We start from the raw sequence: 17,930 nt of genomic DNA, 5'->3' as shown, positions 1-17,930 counted from the left end.
AAGCCCCGTTTAACGTTCGTCACTACCACTCGAATGACCCTAGTCTTTTTTACGGATGTAACTGGAGTATGAACTGATGCTTCCTCACGCCGACGACGCCATCTCACGGGACGGTAAGTCGCTTATCCTCGCGTACGACCACGGGCTCGAACACGGTCCGGTCGATTTCGACCCGAATCCGTCGACCGCGGACCCGGAACGGTTGTTCGAGCTCGCCAGCCACGACGCGGTCACCGCGCTGGCCGTACAGAAGGGGATCGCCGAGGCGTACTACCCCGACTACGAGGAGGACGTGAACCTCCTGTTGAAGCTGAACGGTACCTCGAGCCTCTGGATGGGCGAACCCGACAGCCCCGTCAACTGCTCGGCCGAGTACGCCGCCGACCTCGGCGCCGACGCGATCGGCTTCACCCTCTACGGCGGCTCGAACCACGAGGTCGAGATGGCCGAGGAGTTCAAGGCAGCTCAGGAGGGCGCCCGTGAACACGACATGGGCGTCGTCATGTGGTCGTACCCGCGCGGGCAGGGCGTCAAAAACGACACGAGCCCCGACACCATCTCGTACGCGGCCCGGCTCGGGTTAGAGCTCGGTGCCGACGTGGTGAAGGTGAAGTACCCCGGCTCCGCTGAGGCGATGGGCGAGGCCGTCCGGATGGCCGGCCCCACGAAAGTTGTGATGTCCGGCGGCACGATGCGCGACGACAAGGCGTTCCTCCGGAACGTCGCAGACGCGATCGACGCGGGTGCGACCGGGCTCGCGGTCGGTCGGAACGTCTTCCAGCGCGACGACCCCGAGCGTATCCTCGACGCGCTCGAAGCCGTGGTCTTCGAGGAGGTCGAGCTGGACGAGGCGATCGCGATCGCCGACGACGACTGATGACAGAGACTGACCCGATCGTCGAGGCGATCTTCGACGCGGTCGCGGTCACGGCCCCCGAGATCCGCGCCGCGCTCCCCGGTCGACGCGTCGAGAGCGGGACGGACAACCCCTCCGGCGAGAGCGTCATGGCCGGCGACCTCTACGCGGACGAACTGCTCGCAGACGCGCTGACCGCGGTCGACGGCGTCGGCTCGTTCGTCAGTGAGGAGCGCGAGGCCGCCGTCGACGCCGGCGGCGGAGTCGGCGAGGACGCGTACGCGGTCGCGATCGATCCCCTCGACGGCTCCTCGAATCTCCGGTCGAACAACGCGATGGGGACCGTCGTCGGGGTATACGACGCGCCGCTCCCTGCGACCGGACGCGACCTCGTCGCCGCCGGCTACGTGCTCTACGGCCCCATCACGACGATGATCGTCGCCGACGACGACGGCGTGCGCGAGGAGGTAGTTGAGGGTGACGGTGACGGCGGCGTCTCCCGTTCGGTCGTCGAGGACGACCTGCGGCTCCCCGAGGACCCCCTCGTGTACGGGTTCGGCGGGCGCGTCCCCGACTGGCCGGACGACTTCACCGCCTACGCCCGTGAGATCGAAGACGAGCTGAAGCTCCGCTACGGCGGCGCCATGGTCGGAGACGTGAACCAAGTGCTCACCTACGGCGGAATCTTCGCGTACCCCGCCCTCGTCGACGCGCCGGACGGGAAACTCCGGCTCTCCTTCGAGGCGAACCCGATCGCGTACATCGTCGAGAAAGCGGGCGGGGCGGCCTCGAACGGTGAGACCGACATTCTCGACGTCGAGTCCGAGGGCGTCCACGACCGCATCCCGCTCTACGTCGGTAACGAGGCGCTGGTCGAGCGGCTTGAGGACGCGCTCGCAAACGAGTGACCCGGCGACGGTCCCGAGACGGCAGCGATTCTGGGACTTCGCCGCGTCTTTGTCGGGTTATCGCGGCGGCTCGGTCATCGCGTTCCCGGAGTCGGCCGGCTCGTAGCCCACCCGCTCGCGAGCGTGGGTGCGGTCGAACCACCCGTTCGGGTTGTCGCTGACCCCGTAGAACACTTCGAATGCGCCGCCAGCGACGGTGTCGGGGTTCGGTCCACACGTGTTGTCGCCGTCGGTTCCGTCGTCGAGGCACGCGTCGACGAGCGCGGCGCAATCGCGCCGCGAGAGCCACGTACAGCGCATCCGGGCGACGGCCGTCTCGTAGTCGTCGTCGCCGCGCTCGCAGTCGCCCGCGGCGACCGCACGCTCGGCGTCGCCGAACGGGTGGTCGAACGCCGGGCCCCTGACCGAGCCGATCCGGAGGGCGTAGCAGTCGATCCCCTCCCGCTCGGCGTACAGCCGGCACCACGCCTCGCCGGCCGCCTTCGACGCGCCGTAGTCGGAGTCGGGACGGATCGGGCTTCGGTGGTCGACGGTCGGGCCCTCATCGGGGGCGTACAGCGCAGGCGCGTGCTCCGTCTCGTACATCCCGACGACGTGGTTCGAGGAGGCGAAGACGACGGTTCCGACCCCGGCACGCGACGCGGCCTCGAGGACGTTCCGCGTCCCGCGGACGTTGTTTCGCTCGACGCTCGCGTACGTCGCGGAGAGGGTCGGGTCGCCGGCCAGGTGGACGATCGCCGCCACCTCGTGTTCCGTCATGGCGTCCGTGAGGGCCTCGACTGCGCCGTCTGCGCCCACGTCGACGACGACAGTCTCGCGATCGCGGTGTGGGTGCGGGCTCCCGTCACCGAGTTCGTCGGGGGCCGGCTCCCGATCGAGCAGGACGTGGTCGTACGCCGAGGTCGCGGTTACCGCGGTACCAACGGTGCCGTGTGCACCGGTGAGCAGGACGGTCATAAGCGGTATTCGGGTGCGGGACGAATAAGCGGTCCGCGAATCCCCCAGCCGTGCTGACGCCGTAAGCCGTCCGTACCCGACGGTAACGAGACGGGGTCGACCCGTCGGCTGCAGTTACCGGAATTTGACCGGGCTTACACTTGGCTATGTACCTGATTACAATGTCCAGTCTCGGCGGAGTGTCGAGTGCGGAGGAAACCACACATGAGACTCTCAGACAAAGACGAAGGCAAACACGTCGTCAACAAGGCAGGAAAGAAGATTGGAATGGTGTCCCGAGTCGAAGGCAACCACGCCTACGTTGATCCGGATCCGGGAATCACCGACACGATCAAATCGAAACTCGGCTGGGGCGACGCCGACGAGGACACGTATCCCGTCGACGAGTCGGACATCGAGTCGATGGACGACGACGAGATCAAACTCAACCGATAGGACCGTTCTGCTCCGGCCGATAGCTCAGCTCCGTCTCGAACGAGTTCGGCTCTGTCCTGACTGGAACCCGGCTTCGACACCCGAACGCGGCTCGTTTTTGTGTTACGAATACATGACCCTCGAAACAACCTGATTCCGGATATTCTGGAACAAGATCGAAAAGTCGTGCAGATATCTCTCCCAATTTCATATAATTTTAAAGTCTCTCACTGATAATCTGAATTATTTGTAGTGTTACTAACAGAAATCCTTATATTAAGCGGATCCTGATGGTCGGTACAGTCCGGTATGCGCCTACTACCGGCCACCACATGGACGCGCACTACGACGACCCTCGGATAACGGGCGAGCACCTCCGTTCGATCGACACCCCTACGGGAACCGTTACGTTGGTCGGCGTCGTCCACGATCACCCCGCCAGCGCCTTCCGAGTTCGAACCGTGGTCACGGACCGGGATCCCGACATCCTTGCGCTCGAACTGCCGCCGCTCTCGCTCCCGCTTTTCGAGCGGTATGCCGAGGATACTCGCACTCCGCCGGTGTTCGGAGGGGAGGCGAGCGCCGCGATCCAGGCGTCGACCGCGGACCACGTCGTCGGGATCGACGGGCCGACCCTCCCCTTCCTCCGCCGGCTCGCCGCGACGCTGTATCACGAGGGTGGGTCGATCGAGACGGTTCGTGGCGTCTTCGACGGCCTCGTATCGGTGACGAAGAACACGCTCCGATGCCGTCTCGCGGGCTCACTCGCCGCGATGACCTCGATCCGGCTGGAGGTCGACTCGCCGGTCACGTACGCGATCGATCGAGTTGATAGCCCCGGGCGGCAGGCCGAGAACGAACGCCACCAGATCGCCCGCGCTCGCGCCGTGATGGACGCGTTCGAGCCCTCTCGGGCGACTTCGTTCGGTGACGACGTGCGCGAGACGCACATGGCCGACCGCCTCGCCGAGTTCCGCGACGACGGCGATGTCGTCGCCGTCGTCGGCCGCCACCACCTCGACTCGGTCGCCGAGCAGCTTGACGCGCTGCTTGGCGAGGCGGACCGCTGACCGGACTGCTGATCGGGGGTGACCGACATCGCACCTCGGTCCCCGCCGGAACCTACATGGAAAACTGTTTAGGATCTACCGCAAATCTTGCGCCCATGAACGTTCACGTCGGCGCGGCGGCGACGCCGGAGGAGGCCGAGGCGATAGCGAAATCGCTCGCGGAGCATCTCGGCGTCGATGTCGACGTCCACGTCGGAGAGAGCGCGGAGCCCGCCGCGAGCGCCGAACCGCCGGCGATCGAGTACCCCCTCGACGACGACCTCGGCCCGACTGATCGGGAGCGCGACCTTCAGGCCGAGATCGACGACATTCTGGAAGGCGGCCCGGAGAAGTACCGCGACCGACTTCCCGAGCAGGGGAAACTGTTCGTCCGCGATCGGCTCGACCTCTGGTTCGGCGGTGAGGGCGGGACGCGCGGCGCGGGCGACGCGAGCGCGGCTGACGGCGACCCTGCCGGCCTCCACTTCGAGGACGGGAAGTTCGCCGCGTTCGACGACTGGCACCCGAACGCACCTGACAGCGACGCGCACGACGAGAACGACCGCCTCCCCGGCGACGGCCTCCTCACCGGCGCGGCCGAGTTCGAGGGGCGCGACGTGCACTTCATGGCAAACGACTTCACCGTGAAGGCGGGGTCGATGGCGGCGAAGGGCGTCGAGAAGTTCCTCCGGATGCAACAGCGCGCCCTGAAGACGGGCAAGCCCGTGCTCTACCTGATGGACTCCTCTGGTGGCCGGATCGACCAGCAGTCCGGGTTCTTCGCCAACCGTGAGGGGATCGGGAAGTACTACTACAACCACTCGATGCTCTCCGGCGCAGTCCCGCAGATCTGCGTGCTGTACGGCCCCTGTATCGCCGGCGCCGCCTACACGCCCGTCTTCGCCGATTTCACCGTGATGGTCGAGGGGATGTCCGCGATGGCGATCGCCTCCCCGCGGATGGTGAAGATGGTCACCGGCGAGGAGATCGAGATGGCGGATCTGGGCGGCCCCCGCGTCCACGCCGAGGAGTCCGGCTCCGCCGATCTTGTCGCCCGCGACGAGGAACACGCCCGGGAGCTCGTGGCCGGCCTGATCGGCTACCTCCCCGATCAGGCCGGCGAGAAGCCCCCGCAACGGGAGACGAAGCCGCCGAAATTCTCGCCTGACGGGATCGACGAACTGATCCCGGAATCGCCGAACCGCCCCTACGACGTGCGCGACCTGCTCGACCGGATCGCGGACGCGGAGTCGGTGTTCGAGCTGAAGGGGGGGTACGGCGAGGAGATCGTCACGGCGTTTTGTCGGATCGACGGCCGCCCCGTGGGCGTCGTCGCCAACGATCCGACCGTCCGCTCGGGCGCCATCTTCCCGGACGCGGCCGAGAAGGCCGCCGAGTTCATCTGGACCTGTGACGCCTACGAGATCCCCCTGCTGTACCTCTGTGACACGCCCGGCTTCATGGCCGGCTCGCAGGTCGAGAAAGACGCCATCTTGGAGAAGGGCAAGAAGATGATCTACGCCACCTCCTCCGCGACGGTCCCGAAACAGACCGTCGTGACCCGGAAGGCGTACGGTGCGGGGATCTACGCGATGGGCGGACCCGCCTACGACCCCGAGAGCGTGATCGGGCTCCCCTCCGGCGAGATCGGGATCATGGGGCCAGAGGCCGCGATCAACGCGGTGTACGCCCGGAAGCTCGCCGCAATCGACGACCCCGAGGAGCGCGCCGAGACCGAGGTGCGCCTGCGTGAGGAGTACCGCGAGGATATCGACATTCACCGGATGGCGAGCGAGGTCGTCATCGACGAGATCGTCCCGCCCTCGACGCTCCGCGAGGAACTGGCTGCCCGCTTCGCGTTCTACGAGGACGTGGAGAAGGACCTGCCGGACAAGAAACACGGGACGATCCTCTGACTCTCCGGACTATAGCGCCGTAGCCCACTCGGGGCCGAGCAGCCCGAGAGCGCCCCCGAACCCGAGGGCCACCGCGATACCGACCGCCAGCAGCGCGCCGACGTACGCGGCGGATCCGACCAGCGACGCGGCGGCGAACCGCGGTGCGGAGACGGACGAGGCGTTCGCGGTGGGGACGGCGAGCCACCCGCGCGTGCCGGGGACCGCGTTCGAGGCCGCCACCGCGGGGAGGCCCCATCGGTCGAACCAGCGACTCGCGCCGTCGAGCCGCTCCTTGCCGACCGGGACCACCGCAAGCGACGTGGGATCCGCGTCGAACCGACGGACGGCAACGAAGACGACCGACTGGCCCACGGTCGCGCCGATTACCGCCGCGGCGAACACCGGCAGCACCGCGACCGCCTCGACGCCGACGGCGACGACCGACGCGACGAACAGCGTCCGCGCCGGGAGCACCTTCCCGACGAGCGCGCCCTCCAGCGCGAACACGACGAAGACCGCGACGGCGCCGTAGCTCTCGACGAGGGCGAGCGCGGTCGCGACGGACGGGTCAAACACGCCTCACCTCGGTCGCGGATGCGTAAAGCTCTTACACTATGAACAATGCTCTCAAGAGTCATAGCGGAAGCTAAACCGCTTATTCTGTTCTCACCAGCGACTCGCGCCGTCGAGCCGCCCTCTCTGTGCACCCCCGGCGACGATCGGTTGGGGTGGGTATTTATCGGCCGCACACGCAGATGCCGCCGATGATCGACACCGGCGTCAAAGCGCCCGACTTCATCGCTCCCGCGGTCGCCGGTGGGACGGCGACCGAGCTGGAGCTGTTCCGGCTCGTCGACCGACACGAGGCGGTCGTCCTCTGTTTCGCGCCCGCGACGTTCGTCCCGACCTGCACCGCCGCGTTCGCCGCGATCCGCGACGCCGGGTGGCACGATCGGGCCGACCTTGCCGTCGTCGCGCTCACCGGCGACTCGCTGTACGCGGGGTTCGCGTACGCCGATCAGTTCGATCTCCCCTTCCCGATCGTTTCCGACTTCCACGGCGGGATCGCCGAATCGTACGACCTGCTGGCCGACTCGTGGGAGGGCCACTCGGACATTCCGCGCCGGGCGGTCGTCGTCATCGCTGGCGACTGGACGGTGCGGTTCGCCGAGGCGACGACGGACGCGCTCGACCGCCCGGCGCCCTCGCCCGTCCAGAACGCGACCGCGGCGCTTCACGAGATCGGGGTCGACGTCGACCGCCCGCGCGTGAACTACGACGGACCGTGGTGATCTCGCTCACGTCGTTCTGACGTTTGTCGAACGAAGTTGAAGCGAAGGCTACCTGGCAGAGGCAATAGAAAATGCACCGGCCGAGACTCCCCGCGAATGAAACGAGCGGGGAGTCAGGGCGGTGCACGACTGAAAGGAGTTTACTGAACGAAGTGAAGTAAACGTCGACTGACGAAGTCAGTCGGAAGTGCACCGGCCGAGATTTGAACTCAGAATCAGACGTGCTCGCTCACTCTGTTCGCTGCGCGCGGCTGATTGCGTTCAAATTCCTCTCGGTGATTTTGCTCGCTTCGTTCGCAAAATGCACCGGCCGAGATTTGAACTCGGGTTGCAACCATGGCAAGGTTGCGTGATACCACTACACTACCGGTGCGTGCTTCGCATTTCTACATAGCCCGAGTCGAAGATATAAGGGTTCCGAACGACGGTCGTCGTGGTGGCGTCGGTTCCCGCCAACTCCTACCTCAGTCGCCGGAAGCGTCATCGGCCTCGCGACCAATCTCGACATAGAGACACTCCCTCCCATGGCGCGTCACGTCACACATCCCGCCGCCGATAGACGCACCGTGCTCCGAGCCACCGGTAGCCTCACGGCGCTCTCGCTTGCCGGCTGTCTCGGCAGCGGCGGAGCGATCGACGACGAAGACGTCGGGTATTCCGTGGAGCGTGTTGCGGACGGGTTCGAGAACCCATGGGGACTCGCGTTCCTCCCGGACGACGGGCGGCTGCTGGTCACCGAACGCCCCGGTCGGCTCTCGCTCGTCGACCCCGAGGACGGGACGCGCTCGACCGTCCAGGGGATTCCCGAGGTCCACGCCGCCGGACAGGGCGGGCTCCTCGACGTCGCGGTCCACCCCGAGTTCCCGGGCGGCGCGCGCGTGTACCTCACGTACGCCGCGACGAACGACGCGGGCGAGTCGGCGACGCACGTTGGAAGCGGGCAACTCTCTCTCGCCGCCGACGACTCTCCCGCGCTCGACGGGTTTGAGGCGCTCCACGTCGCGGAGCCGTTCGTCGACTCTGATCTCCACTTCGGCTCGCGGGCGACGTTCGGCCCGGACGGCGCGCTGTTCGTCACAGTCGGGGATCGGCGCGACACCAATTTCAGCCCGGACCACGTCTCGCAGGACCGATCTGTGGAGCTCGGCTCGACTCTTCGGCTCACTTCCGATGGAGATGCCCACCCCGATAATCTGTTCGTCGACGACGCGGAGGCGGCGGACGCGATCTACAGCTACGGGCACCGGAACCCGCAGGCGATGGCGGTGCGCCCTGAGACGGGTGCGATCTGGCAGTGCGAGCACGGTGAGGAGGACGGCGACGAGATCAACGTGATCGAGCGCGGCGGCAACTATGGCTGGCCGGTCGCCAGTGAGGCGTGTCGGTACGGCACCGACGAGCGCGTCGCCCCGAGCCACCGCGAGCGCAGCGATGTCGTCGCCCCCGTTCACTACTGGCCATGCGGCTCCGGCGGCTTCCCCCCGAGCGGGGCCGTCTTCTACGATGGCGACGCCTTCCCCGACTGGCGCGGTGACCTGTTCGCGGGGACGCTCGCCGGGCGGTATCTCGGGCGGTTCACAGTCGAGGGTGCAGGTGCTACCGACACCGCGGTGACCGAACGCGACTCCCTCCTCGCCGACCGCGACTGGCGGATCCGGTCACTCGCGGTCGAACCGGCCACGGGCCACCTCTACGTCGCCGTCGACGACGCGGATGCGCCGATCGCACGGATCGTTCCGGTCTGAGCCCGCGATCGCACGGATCGATCCGATCTGAGGAGATTCCCACCCTCGGACAGTCGATCCCGTCCCGGATCGTGTGACTCTGTCTCTCGATCGACTGACCCAAACCCCCGCCAAACCGCGTGTGAACGCGCCACAGCCCGGAAACGGGACCGCTATCCTTTTACGGTGCCGTCCGAAATCGAGAGGTACAGTCTCGCCACGATGCGTACCGAAGATGGACTCACGATCTGCGTTCCCTCTTCGGTCGTCCGGGAGGCCGAAGATGCTCGCGAGGCGACTCGCAAACTCGGCTACGTCGCCCGTGCGGCGGCGGTGTTCCGGGCGGATCGACTGGTCGTCTTCCCCGACAGGGAAGGCGAGCGGCGACGGGGCGGTGAGTACGTCCGAACCGTACTGGGGTACGCTGCGACCCCGCCGGAGCTCCGGAAGGATCTCTGGGGGGAGCGCGACGAACTCCGGTACGTCGGTGTGCTCCCGCCGCTCCGCGTGCCGTGGCGGACCGGCTCGACCCCTAGCGGGGAAGAGTCGAAAACACAGGGACTCGTGACCGAGGTCGGACCTGAAGGCCGCGTCCGGGTCAATTCCCCGCTGCGGGAACACCCGATCTCCCTGCTCGTCCCCTCCGGAATGGAGGTCGAGCAGGGGGAGCGCGTCACCATCAGGGTCTCTTCGAGAGAACCGGTCCGCGCCCGCATCACCGGGAAGCCCGAGGAGGGTTTCCAGGTCGTGGAAGCGGACCTGTCGGAAGCGCTCGCCGGCGACGGCTTGGCCGTCGCGACGTCGCGACACGGAGAGGAACTCTCCGTCTCGCGGCTCGGCGACATCGTCTCGGACGCGCGGAAGGCCGGCGGCTACACCGTCGCCTTCGGCTCGCCCGAACGAGGGCTTCCGGAGATGCTCGGGCTTTCGCCCGACGGCATTCGGGCGGCCGTTGCCGACGGCCGCTCGGTCGAACCCGATCCGGGGTTCGACCTCTGGCTGAACACGATCCCGGCACAGGCGAGCGAGGTCGTCCGAACGGAGGAGGCTCTGTTCGTGACTCTCGGCTCGCTCACACTCACGGAGTAAACAAATGCCACAACCAAGCCGACCACGAAAAGGCTCGCTGGGCTACGGCCCGCGTACCCGCGCAGACCGAGAGGTCCCGCGCATTCGATCGTGGCCCGACGACGACGGAGCCCCCGCATTGCAGGGGTTCGCCGGCTACAAAGCCGGAATGACGCACGTCGTTATGGTCAACGACGAGGCCAACTCGCCGCGTGAGGGGATGGAAACGTCCGTTCCCGTCACTGTCGTCGAGACGCCGCCGATGTACGCGGTGGCCCTGCGTGCCTACGAACAGACGCCGTACGGAAAGAAGCCGGTCGAAGAGGTTTGGGCGACCGAGTTCCACGAGGAGCTCGACCGCGCGCTCGACCTCCCGGCGGAAGATACCTTCGAGGAAGACGCCGACGAACTGCGTGCGCTGCTCGACGAGGGCGCGGTCGACGACGTCCGCGTCATCACGCACACCGTCCCCTCGGAGCTCGCGAATGTACCCAAGAAGAAGCCCGACGTGATGGAGACCCGAGTCGGCGGCGGCTCCCTCGAGGAGCGCGTCGACTTCGGGCTCGACCTCGTTGCCGAGGGCGGCGCCCACGAGTTTGGCGACGTCTTCCGCGCGGGTCAGTACACCGACGTATCGGGTATCACGAAGGGGAAAGGGACTCAGGGTCCCGTCAAACGCTGGGGCGTTCAAAAGCGGAAGGGCAAACACGCCCGCCAGGGATGGCGGCGCCGGATCGGCAACCTCGGTCCGTGGAACCCCTCCCGCGTTCGCTCTACCGTTCCCCAGCAGGGGCAGACCGGCTACCACCAGCGCACCGAGCTCAACAAGCGCCTCATCGACTTCGGCGAGGGCGACGACGCCTCCGTCGACGGCGGCTTCGTCAACTACGGCGAAGTCGACGGTGAGTACGCGCTCATCAAGGGCTCGCTGCCCGGTCCGGACAAGCGCCTGATTCGGTTCCGCCCGGCCATCCGGCCGAACGACCAGCCGCGCCTCGATCCCGAGGTCCGGTACGTATCCACCGCATCCAACCAGGGATAATCCATGAACGCAACAGTACACGACCTGGACGGCGGGGACGCAGGCAGCGTCGAGCTGCCGGCGATCTTCGAGACCGCGTTCCGACCGGACCTTATCGGTCGGGCGGTCTCCGCCGCACAGGCTAACCGGAAACAGGCCTACGGTGCCGACGAGTTCGCCGGGCTGCGAACCCCCGCGGAGTCATTCGGCTCCGGGCGCGGGCTCGCGCACATCCCGCGCTCCGAGAACGTCGCCCGTCGCGTCCCGAACGCCGTTTCGGGCCGCGCCGCGCACCCGCCGAAGGCCGAGAAGGACCAGACGAAGAGCCTCAACGACAAGGAACGACAGCTCGCCATCCGTTCGGCCATCGCGGCCACCGCGGACGCCGAGACCGTCGCCGAACGCGGTCACGCGTTCGACGAGGACCTCGACCTACCGCTCGTCGTGAGCGACGAGTTCGAGGACCTCAACAAGACCCAGGAGGCCCTGGGTGTGCTCGAAGCCGTCGGCGCCGACGCCGACATCGAGCGCGCCGAGGAGGGTCGCTCGGTCCGAGCCGGCCGCGGGAAGACCCGCGGTCGCAAGTACAGCCAGCCGAAGTCCGTACTCGTCGTCACCAGCGAGGAGCCGTCCCGCGCCGCCCGCAACCTTTCGGGCGTCGACGTCGCGACCGCGCGAGAGGTCAACGCAGAAGACCTCGCGCCGGGCGCGCACCCGGGCCGACTCACGCTGTGGACCGAAAGCGCCATCGAGGAGGTGGCCGACCGATGAACTCCATCATCGAGCATCCGATCGTCACTGAGCAGGCGATGAACGAGATGGACTTCAAGAACAAGCTGCTGTTCCTCGTCGACATCGACGCGACCAAACCCGAGGTCCGCGAGGAAGTGCAGGACCGGTACGACGTCTCCGTCGTCGACGTGAACACGCAGGTGACCCCGCAGGGCGGTAAGAAGGCCATCGTCACGCTCTCCGAGGACGACGACGCGACCGAGATCGCATCGCGCATCGGGGTGTTCTAAGATGGGACGACGAATTCAAGGACAGCGGCGTGGACGTGGCGGCCCGACGTTCCGGGCCCCCTCGCACCGCTACAAGGCGGAACTGTCGCACAAGAAGCTCGAAGACGTGGACACGATCACCGGCGAGATCGTCGGGATCGAACACGACCCTGCCCGCTCGGCTCCGCTCGCGGAGATCGAGTTCGAGGACGACGACCGTCGGCTCGTGCTCGCGCCGGAAGGCGTGCGCGTGGGCGACACGATTCAGGTCGGCGTCTCGGCGGAGATCAAGCCCGGGAACACGCTCCCGCTGGCCGAGATCCCCGAGGGTGTCCCGGTCTGTAACGTCGAGAGTAACCGCGGGGACGGCGGGAAGTTCGCGCGCGCCTCCGGCGTGTCGGCGACGCTTCTCACCCACGACCGCGACGTCGCGGTCGTCCAGCTTCCCAGCGGGGAAGTAAAGCGGCTCGACCCGCAGTGCCGCGCCACGATCGGCGTGGTTGCTGGCGGCGGTCGGACGGAGAAGCCCTTCGTCAAGGCCGGTAACAAGTACCACAAGATGAAAGCGCGCGGGACCAAATACCCGCGCGTGCGCGGCGTCGCGATGAACGCCGTCGACCACCCCTTCGGTGGGGGCGGTCGCCAACACCCCGGCCAGCCGAAGTCGGTCTCGCGGGACGCCCCGCCGGGACGAAAGGTCGGTGACATCGCATCCAAGCGCACCGGACGAGGTAGCAACAAATGAGTTCTGACTACCGCACCGGCCGCGAGGGCAAGGAGTTTGCCTACCGCGGTCACTCGCTCGACGAGCTGCAGGAGATGGACGTAGACGAAGTCGCGGAACTGCTCCCCGCACGCCAGCGGCGAAGCATCGTTCGCGGCCTCGGCACCGAACAGCAGAAGCTGTTGGAGAAAGTTCGGAGCCGCGACAAGGAGACGACGGCGGACAACCCAATCCGGACGCATCTGCGCGACATGCCGATCCTTCCGGAGTTCGTCGGCGTTACCTTCTCCGTGTACAACGGACACAGCTTCGAGCGCGTGCAGGTCGAGCCCGAGATGATCGGTCACTTCCTCGGCGAGTTCCACCTCACACGAAGCACCGTCGAACACGGTCAGGCCGGCATCGGCGCGACCCGGTCCTCGAAGTTCGTGCCCCTCAAGTAACCCATGGGAATCAACTACAGCGTCGAGGCCGACCCGGAGACCACCGCCAAGGGAATGCTCCGCGACCGGCCCATCAGCGTGAAGGACAGCAAGGAGATCTCCCGGGAGATCAAAGGCGAGACGGTCGCCGACGCCGAGGAGTTCCTCCAAGAAGTCATCGACGAGGAGACCTCGGTGCCGATGCGCCAGCACAGCGCGGGCGCGGGCCACCGCTCCGACATCGACGGCTGGGACGCGGGGCGCTACCCCGAGAAGGCCGCCAAGGACTTCCTGAAGCTCCTGGAGAATGTCAAGAACAACGCGGACGAACAGGGATTCGACGGCGACGAGATGGTCATCAAACACGTCGCCCCCCACAAGGTCGGTGAGCGACCCGGGCGGAACCCGCGAGCTGCGGGCGCCACCCAGTGGAACACCACTCTCGCCGACGTCGAGCTCATTATCGAGGACCCGGAGGCTGACGAATAATGGCTGACGAACACCAATTCATCGAGGACGGCCTGCGCCGTTCACAGATCAACGAGTTCTTCGCAGACGAACTCGGTCGCGCCGGCTACGGCGGCATGGATGTCGCCAAGACGCCGATGGGCACGCAGATCGTCCTGAAGGCCGAAAAGCCCGGCATGGTGATCGGGAAGGGCGGGAAGAACATCCGTAAGATCACCACCGAGCTTGAGGACCGCTTCGATATGGACGACCCGCAGATCGACGTTCAGGAGGTCGACGAGCCCGACCTGAACGCCCAGATCGTCGCGGACCGTCTCGCGAACGCACTGGAGCGCGGCTGGTACTTCCGGAAGGCCGGTCACACGACGATCGACCGTATCATGGACGCGGGCGCGCTGGGGGCCGAGATCGTCCTCTCTGGAAAGGTTACCGGCGCGCGATCGCGCGTCGAGAAGTTCAATCGCGGCTACATCAAGCACAACGGCGAGCCCGCACAGGAGGTCGTCGACCACGGCCAGGGCGTCGCAGTGATGAAGCTCGGGACGATCGGCGTCAACGTGAAGATCATCCCGCCGGGCGCGCAGCTCCCGGACGACTTCGACATTCGCGAGGACGCCGATGTCCCGGAGGTTGAGCAGGCAGCGGTCGATGTCGACGCCGACGAGGGCGTTGAGTCGCTCCTCGAAGAGGAACCCGAGGAGGTGCCCGACGTGGGCGCCGACGACGATGTCGAGATCCCCGACGAGGACCCGGCCGAGGCCATCGACGAGGAGGTTGTCGAGGAGGTCGTCGAGGAAACGCAGGATACGGCTACGGAGGCGACCGACGTCGCCGCCGAAGAACCTGTCGGCGACGCCGAGGCGGACGACATCGACGAGCTCGACGAGGAGATCGAATCGGAGGCGGCCGACCTCGTCGCAGAGATGGAAGCGGCAGACGAAGACGAGGAGGACGAATAAATGGCGATCCTCTACACCGACGAGATTCGCGACATGACCGCGGCCGAGCGTCAGGTCGAACTTGAGGAGCTCGAGACCGAGCTGCTCAACTCGAAAGCGCAGCGAGCCGCCGGTGGTATGCCGGAGAGTCCCGGCCGTGTCAAGGAGATGAAGAAGACGATCGCGCGGATCAAGACGATCCAAGCGGAAGAAGGCGACTTCGACGAATAACGATGATCTCCCCCGACACACTCGTCCGGCACGAACTCATCGGCCTCCCGGTTCGGGTGGCTGATGCCGACAGCGATGCCCACGTGGGTATCGCGGGTCGCGTGCTGTCCGAGACGTTCGGCACCCTTGTGGTGCGAACGAGGTCGGGGGACAAACGCGTGCCCAAGTCGGGCGCGACGTTCGAGTTCGGCGTCGTCGAGACGCCGACCGCTCGCACAGATGAAGCCGCCGACGACGGCCAGTCGTCGGGGTCTACGTCCCAACTCGGGTCGGATACTACGGGGGTTCGCCCCCGTCAGTCTAGCCCGTCCGGGTCCACAAGTGTCGTCACCGGTGACGGCGCGGGCCCGGCGAGCCAACACGGCGAGTGCAAAGACGTGGTCTACGCGACGGTGGATGGCGAGCGGTTGCGGTATCGACCCGCCGAACGCACCGAACGAGGTGTCACACAATGGCGATAGGAATCGACGTACCCACGCCTCCGGAGCCAGACAACCCGGAGGATTACGACTACGAGAAGTGCCCGTTTTACGGGCAGCTCTCCGTCCGCGGCCAGACCCGTGAGGGAACGGTCGTGTCGACGGATATGGAAAAGACCGTCATCGTCGAGCGAGAATACGACGTGTTCGTACCGAAATACGATCGGTACATGAAGCGTCGGTCGCGCATCCCGGCCCACGTGCCGGGCGTGCTCGACTCGCTCGAAGTTGGTGACGAAGTGAAAATCGCGGAGACGCGACCGCTCTCGAAGACGAAGTCCCACGTCGTCGTCGAGAACCTGTCGGGTGATCAGTGATGGAGGCACTCAAGGCCGATGTCACGCAGGGGCTCTCGAAGGGCTCGCTCATCACGTGCGCCGACAACACCGGCGCCCGTGAGCTGAAGGTGATCTCGGTGGCCGGCTACTCCGGCACCAAGAATCGCCACCCGAAGGCAGGTATCGGCGACAAGGTGACCGTCTCGGTCACCAAAGGGACCCCGGAGATGCGGCGGCAGGTGCTGGAGGCGGTCGTCGTCCGCCAGCGCAAGCCGATCCGCCGTCCGAACGGCACGCGCGTGAAGTTCGAGGATAACGCGGCCGTCATCATCGACGACCTCGATGAGCCGCGGGGCACGGAAATCAAAGGCCCCGTCGCTCGTGAGGTCGCCGAACGATTCGGGAGCATCGCCTCGACCGCGACGATGATCGTCTAATCATGACGAAACAGCCACGTAAACAGCGAAAACGGTCGGAGACCGCGCCGCTCCACGAGCGGCAGAATCAGGTCCGGGCCACCCTCACGGACGAGCTCCGTGAGGAGTACGGCCAGCGGAACGTCCGCGTCAACGCCGGAGATACCGTCGAGGTACTTCGCGGCGACGCGGCCGGCACGGAGGCCGAGGTCATCTCGGTCGACCTGTCCGCAGAACGGATCACCGTCGAGGACGTCACCGTCGAGAAGGCGGACGGGGAGGAAGTTCCCCGTCCCATCCCGGCGAGCAACGTCCGGGTGGCCGAACTGGACCTGGAAGACGAGCGCCGGGAGGCGCGGCTCCAGGAGGATAACGAATGACGCGACATCAGAAGCGACTGGCAGTACCGAACTCCTGGCCGGTCGAGCGAAAGACGAACACGTTCACCGTCAAGGCCGGCGCCGGCCCGCACGGTGAGGCGGGCGTTCCGCTCGTCGTCCTGCTGCGGGACGTGCTCGGCTACGTCGACTCGACGAAGGAGGCGCGCTACGCGCTGAACAACGACTCGGTCCTCGTCAACGGGGACGCCATCTCGGACGAGCAGCGTCCGATCGGGATGTTCGACATCCTGGCGTTCCCCGAGCGCGGGGAGTTCTTCCGCGTCTTCCCCGACGAGGGCGGTCGGCTCGCGCTGACCTCCGTCGACGAGGAAGCCGCCGGCAGCCGGCTCGGAAAGATCACGAACAAGTCCGTCGTCCCCGGTGGCGACGCTCAGCTAACACTCCACGACGGGACGAATGTCCTCGTGGACGCCGACACCGAGTACGACACGAAAGACTCGATCGTCGTTGACAACGAGTCGAAGGATGTCGTCGCCCACTTCGAGTACGAAGAGGGCGCCTTGGTCACCGCCGTCGCCGGCCAACACGCCGGCCGCATCGGCGAGGTGGCCGACATCGACGTGACGCTCGGCTCCGGCTCGAACACGGTCTTCGTCGGCGACGACGAGGACGGCTACGAGACGGTCGAGGAGTACCTCGTCGTCATCGACGAGAACTTCACTGGCGACGACGCCGACGAGGTGGATTCGGATGAGTGAATCCGAGAGCGCGTCCCACGAGATGCGCGAGCCGTACCTCGAGAAGGTCGTCGTCCACATGGGCGTCGGGCAGGGCGGTGAGCCGCTCGCCGACGCCGAGGAGATCATCGAGGAGATCACGGACCAGCAGTCGGTACGGACCACCTCGAAGCGCACCATCGCCGAGTTCGGGATCCGCAAGGGCGACCCGATCGGCGTCAAGGTGACGCTGCGGGGCGAGGACGCGCACGCGTTCCTCGACACCGCGTTGGAACTGGCCGATATCTCCAAGAGCCAGTTCGACGACACGGGGAACCTGAGTTTCGGGGTCGAGGACCATACCGACTTCCCGAGCCAGGAATACGACCCGAACATCGGCATCTACGGCCTCGACGTGACGACGACAATCGTCCGTCCCGGCTACCGCGTGTCGAAGCGGGACAAGGCAACCGCCTCGATCCCGTCCAAACACCGGATGACCGCCGAGGACGCGACCGCGTTCCTCGAAACGAACTTCGACGTTGAGGTAACGGAATGAGCGAAGCGAACAACGACACGGGCGAGCACGCGTCGAAACGCACCGACTCCCGGCACACGTGCCGACGGTGCGACCGCGAGCAGGGACTCGTCGGCAAGTACGACATTAACCTCTGCCGGCAGTGTTTCCGCGAGGTCGCCCGAGACATGGGATTCGAGAAGTACAGCTGA

At 66.4% G+C, this 17,930-nt stretch carries 25 protein-coding genes and 1 tRNA gene; 23 read left to right on the top strand and 3 right to left on the bottom strand.

Annotation, left to right across the window (positions count from 1 at the left end; all coding sequences use genetic code 11):
• Positions 1–76 precede the first annotated feature (76 nt).
• On the top strand, positions 77–877 hold the full coding sequence (locus HLAC_RS12220) for a class I fructose-bisphosphate aldolase (RefSeq protein ID WP_015911146.1): 801 nt from the start codon (positions 77–79) through the stop codon (positions 875–877).
• Positions 877–1,764: a class 1 fructose-bisphosphatase gene (locus tag HLAC_RS12215; RefSeq protein WP_015911145.1), complete on the top strand. Its 888-nt coding sequence runs from the start codon at positions 877–879 to the stop codon at positions 1,762–1,764. The genes HLAC_RS12220 and HLAC_RS12215 overlap by 1 nt, the downstream gene beginning before the upstream one ends.
• Before the next feature lie 57 nt (positions 1,765–1,821).
• Here the strand turns inward: HLAC_RS12215 and HLAC_RS12210 are convergent, their stop codons facing one another.
• Positions 1,822–2,721 (bottom strand): NAD-dependent epimerase/dehydratase family protein, encoded by a 900-nt coding sequence (locus HLAC_RS12210; protein ID WP_015911144.1) that lies wholly within the window; start codon positions 2,719–2,721, stop codon positions 1,822–1,824.
• A 204-nt stretch (positions 2,722–2,925) separates the two neighbouring features.
• Here HLAC_RS12210 and HLAC_RS12205 point away from each other — a divergent pair, with 204 nt between their 5' ends.
• The 3 genes from HLAC_RS12205 (at position 2,926) to HLAC_RS12195 (ending at position 6,100) form a co-directional block, all read left to right on the top strand.
• Entirely contained in the window at positions 2,926–3,156 is a 231-nt protein-coding gene (locus tag HLAC_RS12205) for a hypothetical protein (RefSeq protein ID WP_015911143.1), read from the top strand.
• Between the two features lie 269 nt (positions 3,157–3,425).
• Entirely contained in the window at positions 3,426–4,205 is a 780-nt protein-coding gene (locus tag HLAC_RS12200) for a hypothetical protein (RefSeq protein ID WP_015911142.1), read from the top strand.
• A 95-nt stretch (positions 4,206–4,300) separates the two neighbouring features.
• Positions 4,301–6,100, top strand: a complete 1,800-nt coding sequence (locus tag HLAC_RS12195; protein ID WP_049933598.1) for an acyl-CoA carboxylase subunit beta — start codon at positions 4,301–4,303, stop codon at positions 6,098–6,100.
• A gap of 9 nt (positions 6,101–6,109) precedes the next feature.
• Here the strand turns inward: HLAC_RS12195 and HLAC_RS12190 are convergent, their stop codons facing one another.
• Entirely contained in the window at positions 6,110–6,658 is a 549-nt protein-coding gene (locus tag HLAC_RS12190; RefSeq protein WP_015911140.1) for a DedA family protein, read from the bottom strand.
• A gap of 188 nt (positions 6,659–6,846) precedes the next feature.
• On the opposite strand from HLAC_RS12190, the gene HLAC_RS12185 reads away from it, so the two are divergent.
• Positions 6,847–7,374: a redoxin domain-containing protein gene (locus HLAC_RS12185; RefSeq protein ID WP_049933750.1), complete on the top strand. Its 528-nt coding sequence runs from the start codon at positions 6,847–6,849 to the stop codon at positions 7,372–7,374.
• A gap of 302 nt (positions 7,375–7,676) precedes the next feature.
• On the opposite strand, the gene HLAC_RS12180 is transcribed toward HLAC_RS12185, so the two are convergent.
• Positions 7,677–7,747: transfer RNA gene (locus HLAC_RS12180), tRNA-Gly, on the bottom strand.
• Positions 7,748–7,898: 151 nt separating this feature from the next.
• Here HLAC_RS12180 and HLAC_RS12175 point away from each other — a divergent pair.
• The 17 genes from HLAC_RS12175 to HLAC_RS12095 all read left to right on the top strand — a co-directional run bounded on the left by HLAC_RS12175 (position 7,899) and on the right by HLAC_RS12095 (position 17,930).
• Entirely contained in the window at positions 7,899–9,119 is a 1,221-nt protein-coding gene (locus HLAC_RS12175) for a PQQ-dependent sugar dehydrogenase (protein ID WP_015911138.1), read from the top strand.
• Positions 9,120–9,320: 201 nt separating this feature from the next.
• Entirely contained in the window at positions 9,321–10,187 is an 867-nt protein-coding gene (locus HLAC_RS12170) for a putative RNA uridine N3 methyltransferase (protein ID WP_015911137.1), read from the top strand.
• Positions 10,188–10,191: 4 nt separating this feature from the next.
• Positions 10,192–11,208, top strand: coding sequence for a 50S ribosomal protein L3 (locus HLAC_RS12165; protein WP_015911136.1), 1,017 nt, complete (start codon positions 10,192–10,194; stop codon positions 11,206–11,208).
• A 3-nt stretch (positions 11,209–11,211) separates the two neighbouring features.
• Positions 11,212–11,958: a 50S ribosomal protein L4 gene (rpl4p, locus tag HLAC_RS12160; protein ID WP_015911135.1), complete on the top strand. Its 747-nt coding sequence runs from the start codon at positions 11,212–11,214 to the stop codon at positions 11,956–11,958.
• Positions 11,955–12,209 carry a 50S ribosomal protein L23 gene (locus HLAC_RS12155; RefSeq protein ID WP_015911134.1) on the top strand — a complete coding sequence of 85 codons (255 nt, stop codon included), beginning with the start codon at positions 11,955–11,957 and terminating at the stop codon, positions 12,207–12,209. The genes rpl4p and HLAC_RS12155 overlap by 4 nt, the downstream gene beginning before the upstream one ends.
• 1 nt (position 12,210) lies before the next feature.
• Positions 12,211–12,933 (top strand): 50S ribosomal protein L2, encoded by a 723-nt coding sequence (locus HLAC_RS12150; RefSeq protein WP_015911133.1) that lies wholly within the window; start codon positions 12,211–12,213, stop codon positions 12,931–12,933.
• Positions 12,930–13,355, top strand: coding sequence for a 30S ribosomal protein S19 (locus HLAC_RS12145; protein ID WP_015911132.1), 426 nt, complete (start codon positions 12,930–12,932; stop codon positions 13,353–13,355). Before HLAC_RS12150 ends, HLAC_RS12145 begins: the two co-directional genes overlap by 4 nt.
• A gap of 3 nt (positions 13,356–13,358) precedes the next feature.
• Positions 13,359–13,823, top strand: a complete 465-nt coding sequence (locus tag HLAC_RS12140; RefSeq protein ID WP_015911131.1) for a 50S ribosomal protein L22 — start codon at positions 13,359–13,361, stop codon at positions 13,821–13,823.
• Positions 13,823–14,761, top strand: coding sequence for a 30S ribosomal protein S3 (locus HLAC_RS12135; protein WP_015911130.1), 939 nt, complete (start codon positions 13,823–13,825; stop codon positions 14,759–14,761). Before HLAC_RS12140 ends, HLAC_RS12135 begins: the two co-directional genes overlap by 1 nt.
• Positions 14,762–14,971: a 50S ribosomal protein L29 gene (gene rpmC, locus HLAC_RS12130; protein WP_015911129.1), complete on the top strand. Its 210-nt coding sequence runs from the start codon at positions 14,762–14,764 to the stop codon at positions 14,969–14,971.
• Positions 14,972–14,973: 2 nt separating this feature from the next.
• Positions 14,974–15,432 (top strand): ribonuclease P protein component 1, encoded by a 459-nt coding sequence (locus HLAC_RS12125; RefSeq protein ID WP_015911128.1) that lies wholly within the window; start codon positions 14,974–14,976, stop codon positions 15,430–15,432.
• Complete coding sequence (locus HLAC_RS12120; protein WP_008001361.1) at positions 15,423–15,767, top strand: 30S ribosomal protein S17; 345 nt, start codon at positions 15,423–15,425, stop codon at positions 15,765–15,767. The genes HLAC_RS12125 and HLAC_RS12120 overlap by 10 nt, the downstream gene beginning before the upstream one ends.
• Positions 15,767–16,165, top strand: coding sequence for a 50S ribosomal protein L14 (locus tag HLAC_RS12115; protein WP_008007894.1), 399 nt, complete (start codon positions 15,767–15,769; stop codon positions 16,163–16,165). The genes HLAC_RS12120 and HLAC_RS12115 overlap by 1 nt, the downstream gene beginning before the upstream one ends.
• A 2-nt stretch (positions 16,166–16,167) precedes the next feature.
• Complete coding sequence (rplX, locus tag HLAC_RS12110; protein ID WP_015911127.1) at positions 16,168–16,524, top strand: 50S ribosomal protein L24; 357 nt, start codon at positions 16,168–16,170, stop codon at positions 16,522–16,524.
• Positions 16,521–17,243 (top strand): 30S ribosomal protein S4e, encoded by a 723-nt coding sequence (locus HLAC_RS12105; RefSeq protein WP_015911126.1) that lies wholly within the window; start codon positions 16,521–16,523, stop codon positions 17,241–17,243. The genes rplX and HLAC_RS12105 overlap by 4 nt, the downstream gene beginning before the upstream one ends.
• Entirely contained in the window at positions 17,236–17,760 is a 525-nt protein-coding gene (locus tag HLAC_RS12100; RefSeq protein ID WP_015911125.1) for a 50S ribosomal protein L5, read from the top strand. Before HLAC_RS12105 ends, HLAC_RS12100 begins: the two co-directional genes overlap by 8 nt.
• A complete protein-coding gene (locus tag HLAC_RS12095; RefSeq protein ID WP_004047216.1) occupies positions 17,757–17,930 on the top strand; it encodes a 30S ribosomal protein S14 in 174 nt (57 codons plus the stop codon). Before HLAC_RS12100 ends, HLAC_RS12095 begins: the two co-directional genes overlap by 4 nt.

It is taken from the genome of Halorubrum lacusprofundi ATCC 49239 (assembly GCF_000022205.1).
Taxonomy (GTDB): domain Archaea; phylum Halobacteriota; class Halobacteria; order Halobacteriales; family Haloferacaceae; genus Halorubrum; species Halorubrum lacusprofundi.
This window is presented reverse-complemented; position numbering and strand designations above follow the sequence as displayed.

Excerpts from the sequence above, each read along its gene's own strand:
- HLAC_RS12220 (WP_015911146.1), top strand. The coding sequence starts at position 77 with ATGCTTCCTCACGCCGACGACGCCATCTCACGGGACGGTAAGTCGCTT.
- HLAC_RS12215 (WP_015911145.1), top strand. The coding sequence starts at position 877 with ATGACAGAGACTGACCCGATCGTCGAGGCGATCTTCGACGCGGTCGCG.
- HLAC_RS12210 (WP_015911144.1), bottom strand. The coding sequence starts at position 2,721 with ATGACCGTCCTGCTCACCGGTGCACACGGCACCGTTGGTACCGCGGTA.
- HLAC_RS12205 (WP_015911143.1), top strand. The coding sequence starts at position 2,926 with ATGAGACTCTCAGACAAAGACGAAGGCAAACACGTCGTCAACAAGGCA.
- HLAC_RS12200 (WP_015911142.1), top strand. The coding sequence starts at position 3,426 with ATGGTCGGTACAGTCCGGTATGCGCCTACTACCGGCCACCACATGGAC.
- HLAC_RS12195 (WP_049933598.1), top strand. The coding sequence starts at position 4,301 with ATGAACGTTCACGTCGGCGCGGCGGCGACGCCGGAGGAGGCCGAGGCG.
- HLAC_RS12185 (WP_049933750.1), top strand. The coding sequence starts at position 6,847 with ATGATCGACACCGGCGTCAAAGCGCCCGACTTCATCGCTCCCGCGGTC.
- HLAC_RS12175 (WP_015911138.1), top strand. The coding sequence starts at position 7,899 with ATGGCGCGTCACGTCACACATCCCGCCGCCGATAGACGCACCGTGCTC.
- HLAC_RS12170 (WP_015911137.1), top strand. The coding sequence starts at position 9,321 with ATGCGTACCGAAGATGGACTCACGATCTGCGTTCCCTCTTCGGTCGTC.
- HLAC_RS12165 (WP_015911136.1), top strand. The coding sequence starts at position 10,192 with ATGCCACAACCAAGCCGACCACGAAAAGGCTCGCTGGGCTACGGCCCG.
- rpl4p (WP_015911135.1), top strand. The coding sequence starts at position 11,212 with ATGAACGCAACAGTACACGACCTGGACGGCGGGGACGCAGGCAGCGTC.
- HLAC_RS12155 (WP_015911134.1), top strand. The coding sequence starts at position 11,955 with ATGAACTCCATCATCGAGCATCCGATCGTCACTGAGCAGGCGATGAAC.
- HLAC_RS12150 (WP_015911133.1), top strand. The coding sequence starts at position 12,211 with ATGGGACGACGAATTCAAGGACAGCGGCGTGGACGTGGCGGCCCGACG.
- HLAC_RS12145 (WP_015911132.1), top strand. The coding sequence starts at position 12,930 with ATGAGTTCTGACTACCGCACCGGCCGCGAGGGCAAGGAGTTTGCCTAC.
- HLAC_RS12140 (WP_015911131.1), top strand. The coding sequence starts at position 13,359 with ATGGGAATCAACTACAGCGTCGAGGCCGACCCGGAGACCACCGCCAAG.
- HLAC_RS12135 (WP_015911130.1), top strand. The coding sequence starts at position 13,823 with ATGGCTGACGAACACCAATTCATCGAGGACGGCCTGCGCCGTTCACAG.
- rpmC (WP_015911129.1), top strand. The coding sequence starts at position 14,762 with ATGGCGATCCTCTACACCGACGAGATTCGCGACATGACCGCGGCCGAG.
- HLAC_RS12125 (WP_015911128.1), top strand. The coding sequence starts at position 14,974 with ATGATCTCCCCCGACACACTCGTCCGGCACGAACTCATCGGCCTCCCG.
- HLAC_RS12120 (WP_008001361.1), top strand. The coding sequence starts at position 15,423 with ATGGCGATAGGAATCGACGTACCCACGCCTCCGGAGCCAGACAACCCG.
- HLAC_RS12115 (WP_008007894.1), top strand. The coding sequence starts at position 15,767 with ATGGAGGCACTCAAGGCCGATGTCACGCAGGGGCTCTCGAAGGGCTCG.
- rplX (WP_015911127.1), top strand. The coding sequence starts at position 16,168 with ATGACGAAACAGCCACGTAAACAGCGAAAACGGTCGGAGACCGCGCCG.
- HLAC_RS12105 (WP_015911126.1), top strand. The coding sequence starts at position 16,521 with ATGACGCGACATCAGAAGCGACTGGCAGTACCGAACTCCTGGCCGGTC.
- HLAC_RS12100 (WP_015911125.1), top strand. The coding sequence starts at position 17,236 with ATGAGTGAATCCGAGAGCGCGTCCCACGAGATGCGCGAGCCGTACCTC.
- HLAC_RS12095 (WP_004047216.1), top strand. The coding sequence starts at position 17,757 with ATGAGCGAAGCGAACAACGACACGGGCGAGCACGCGTCGAAACGCACC.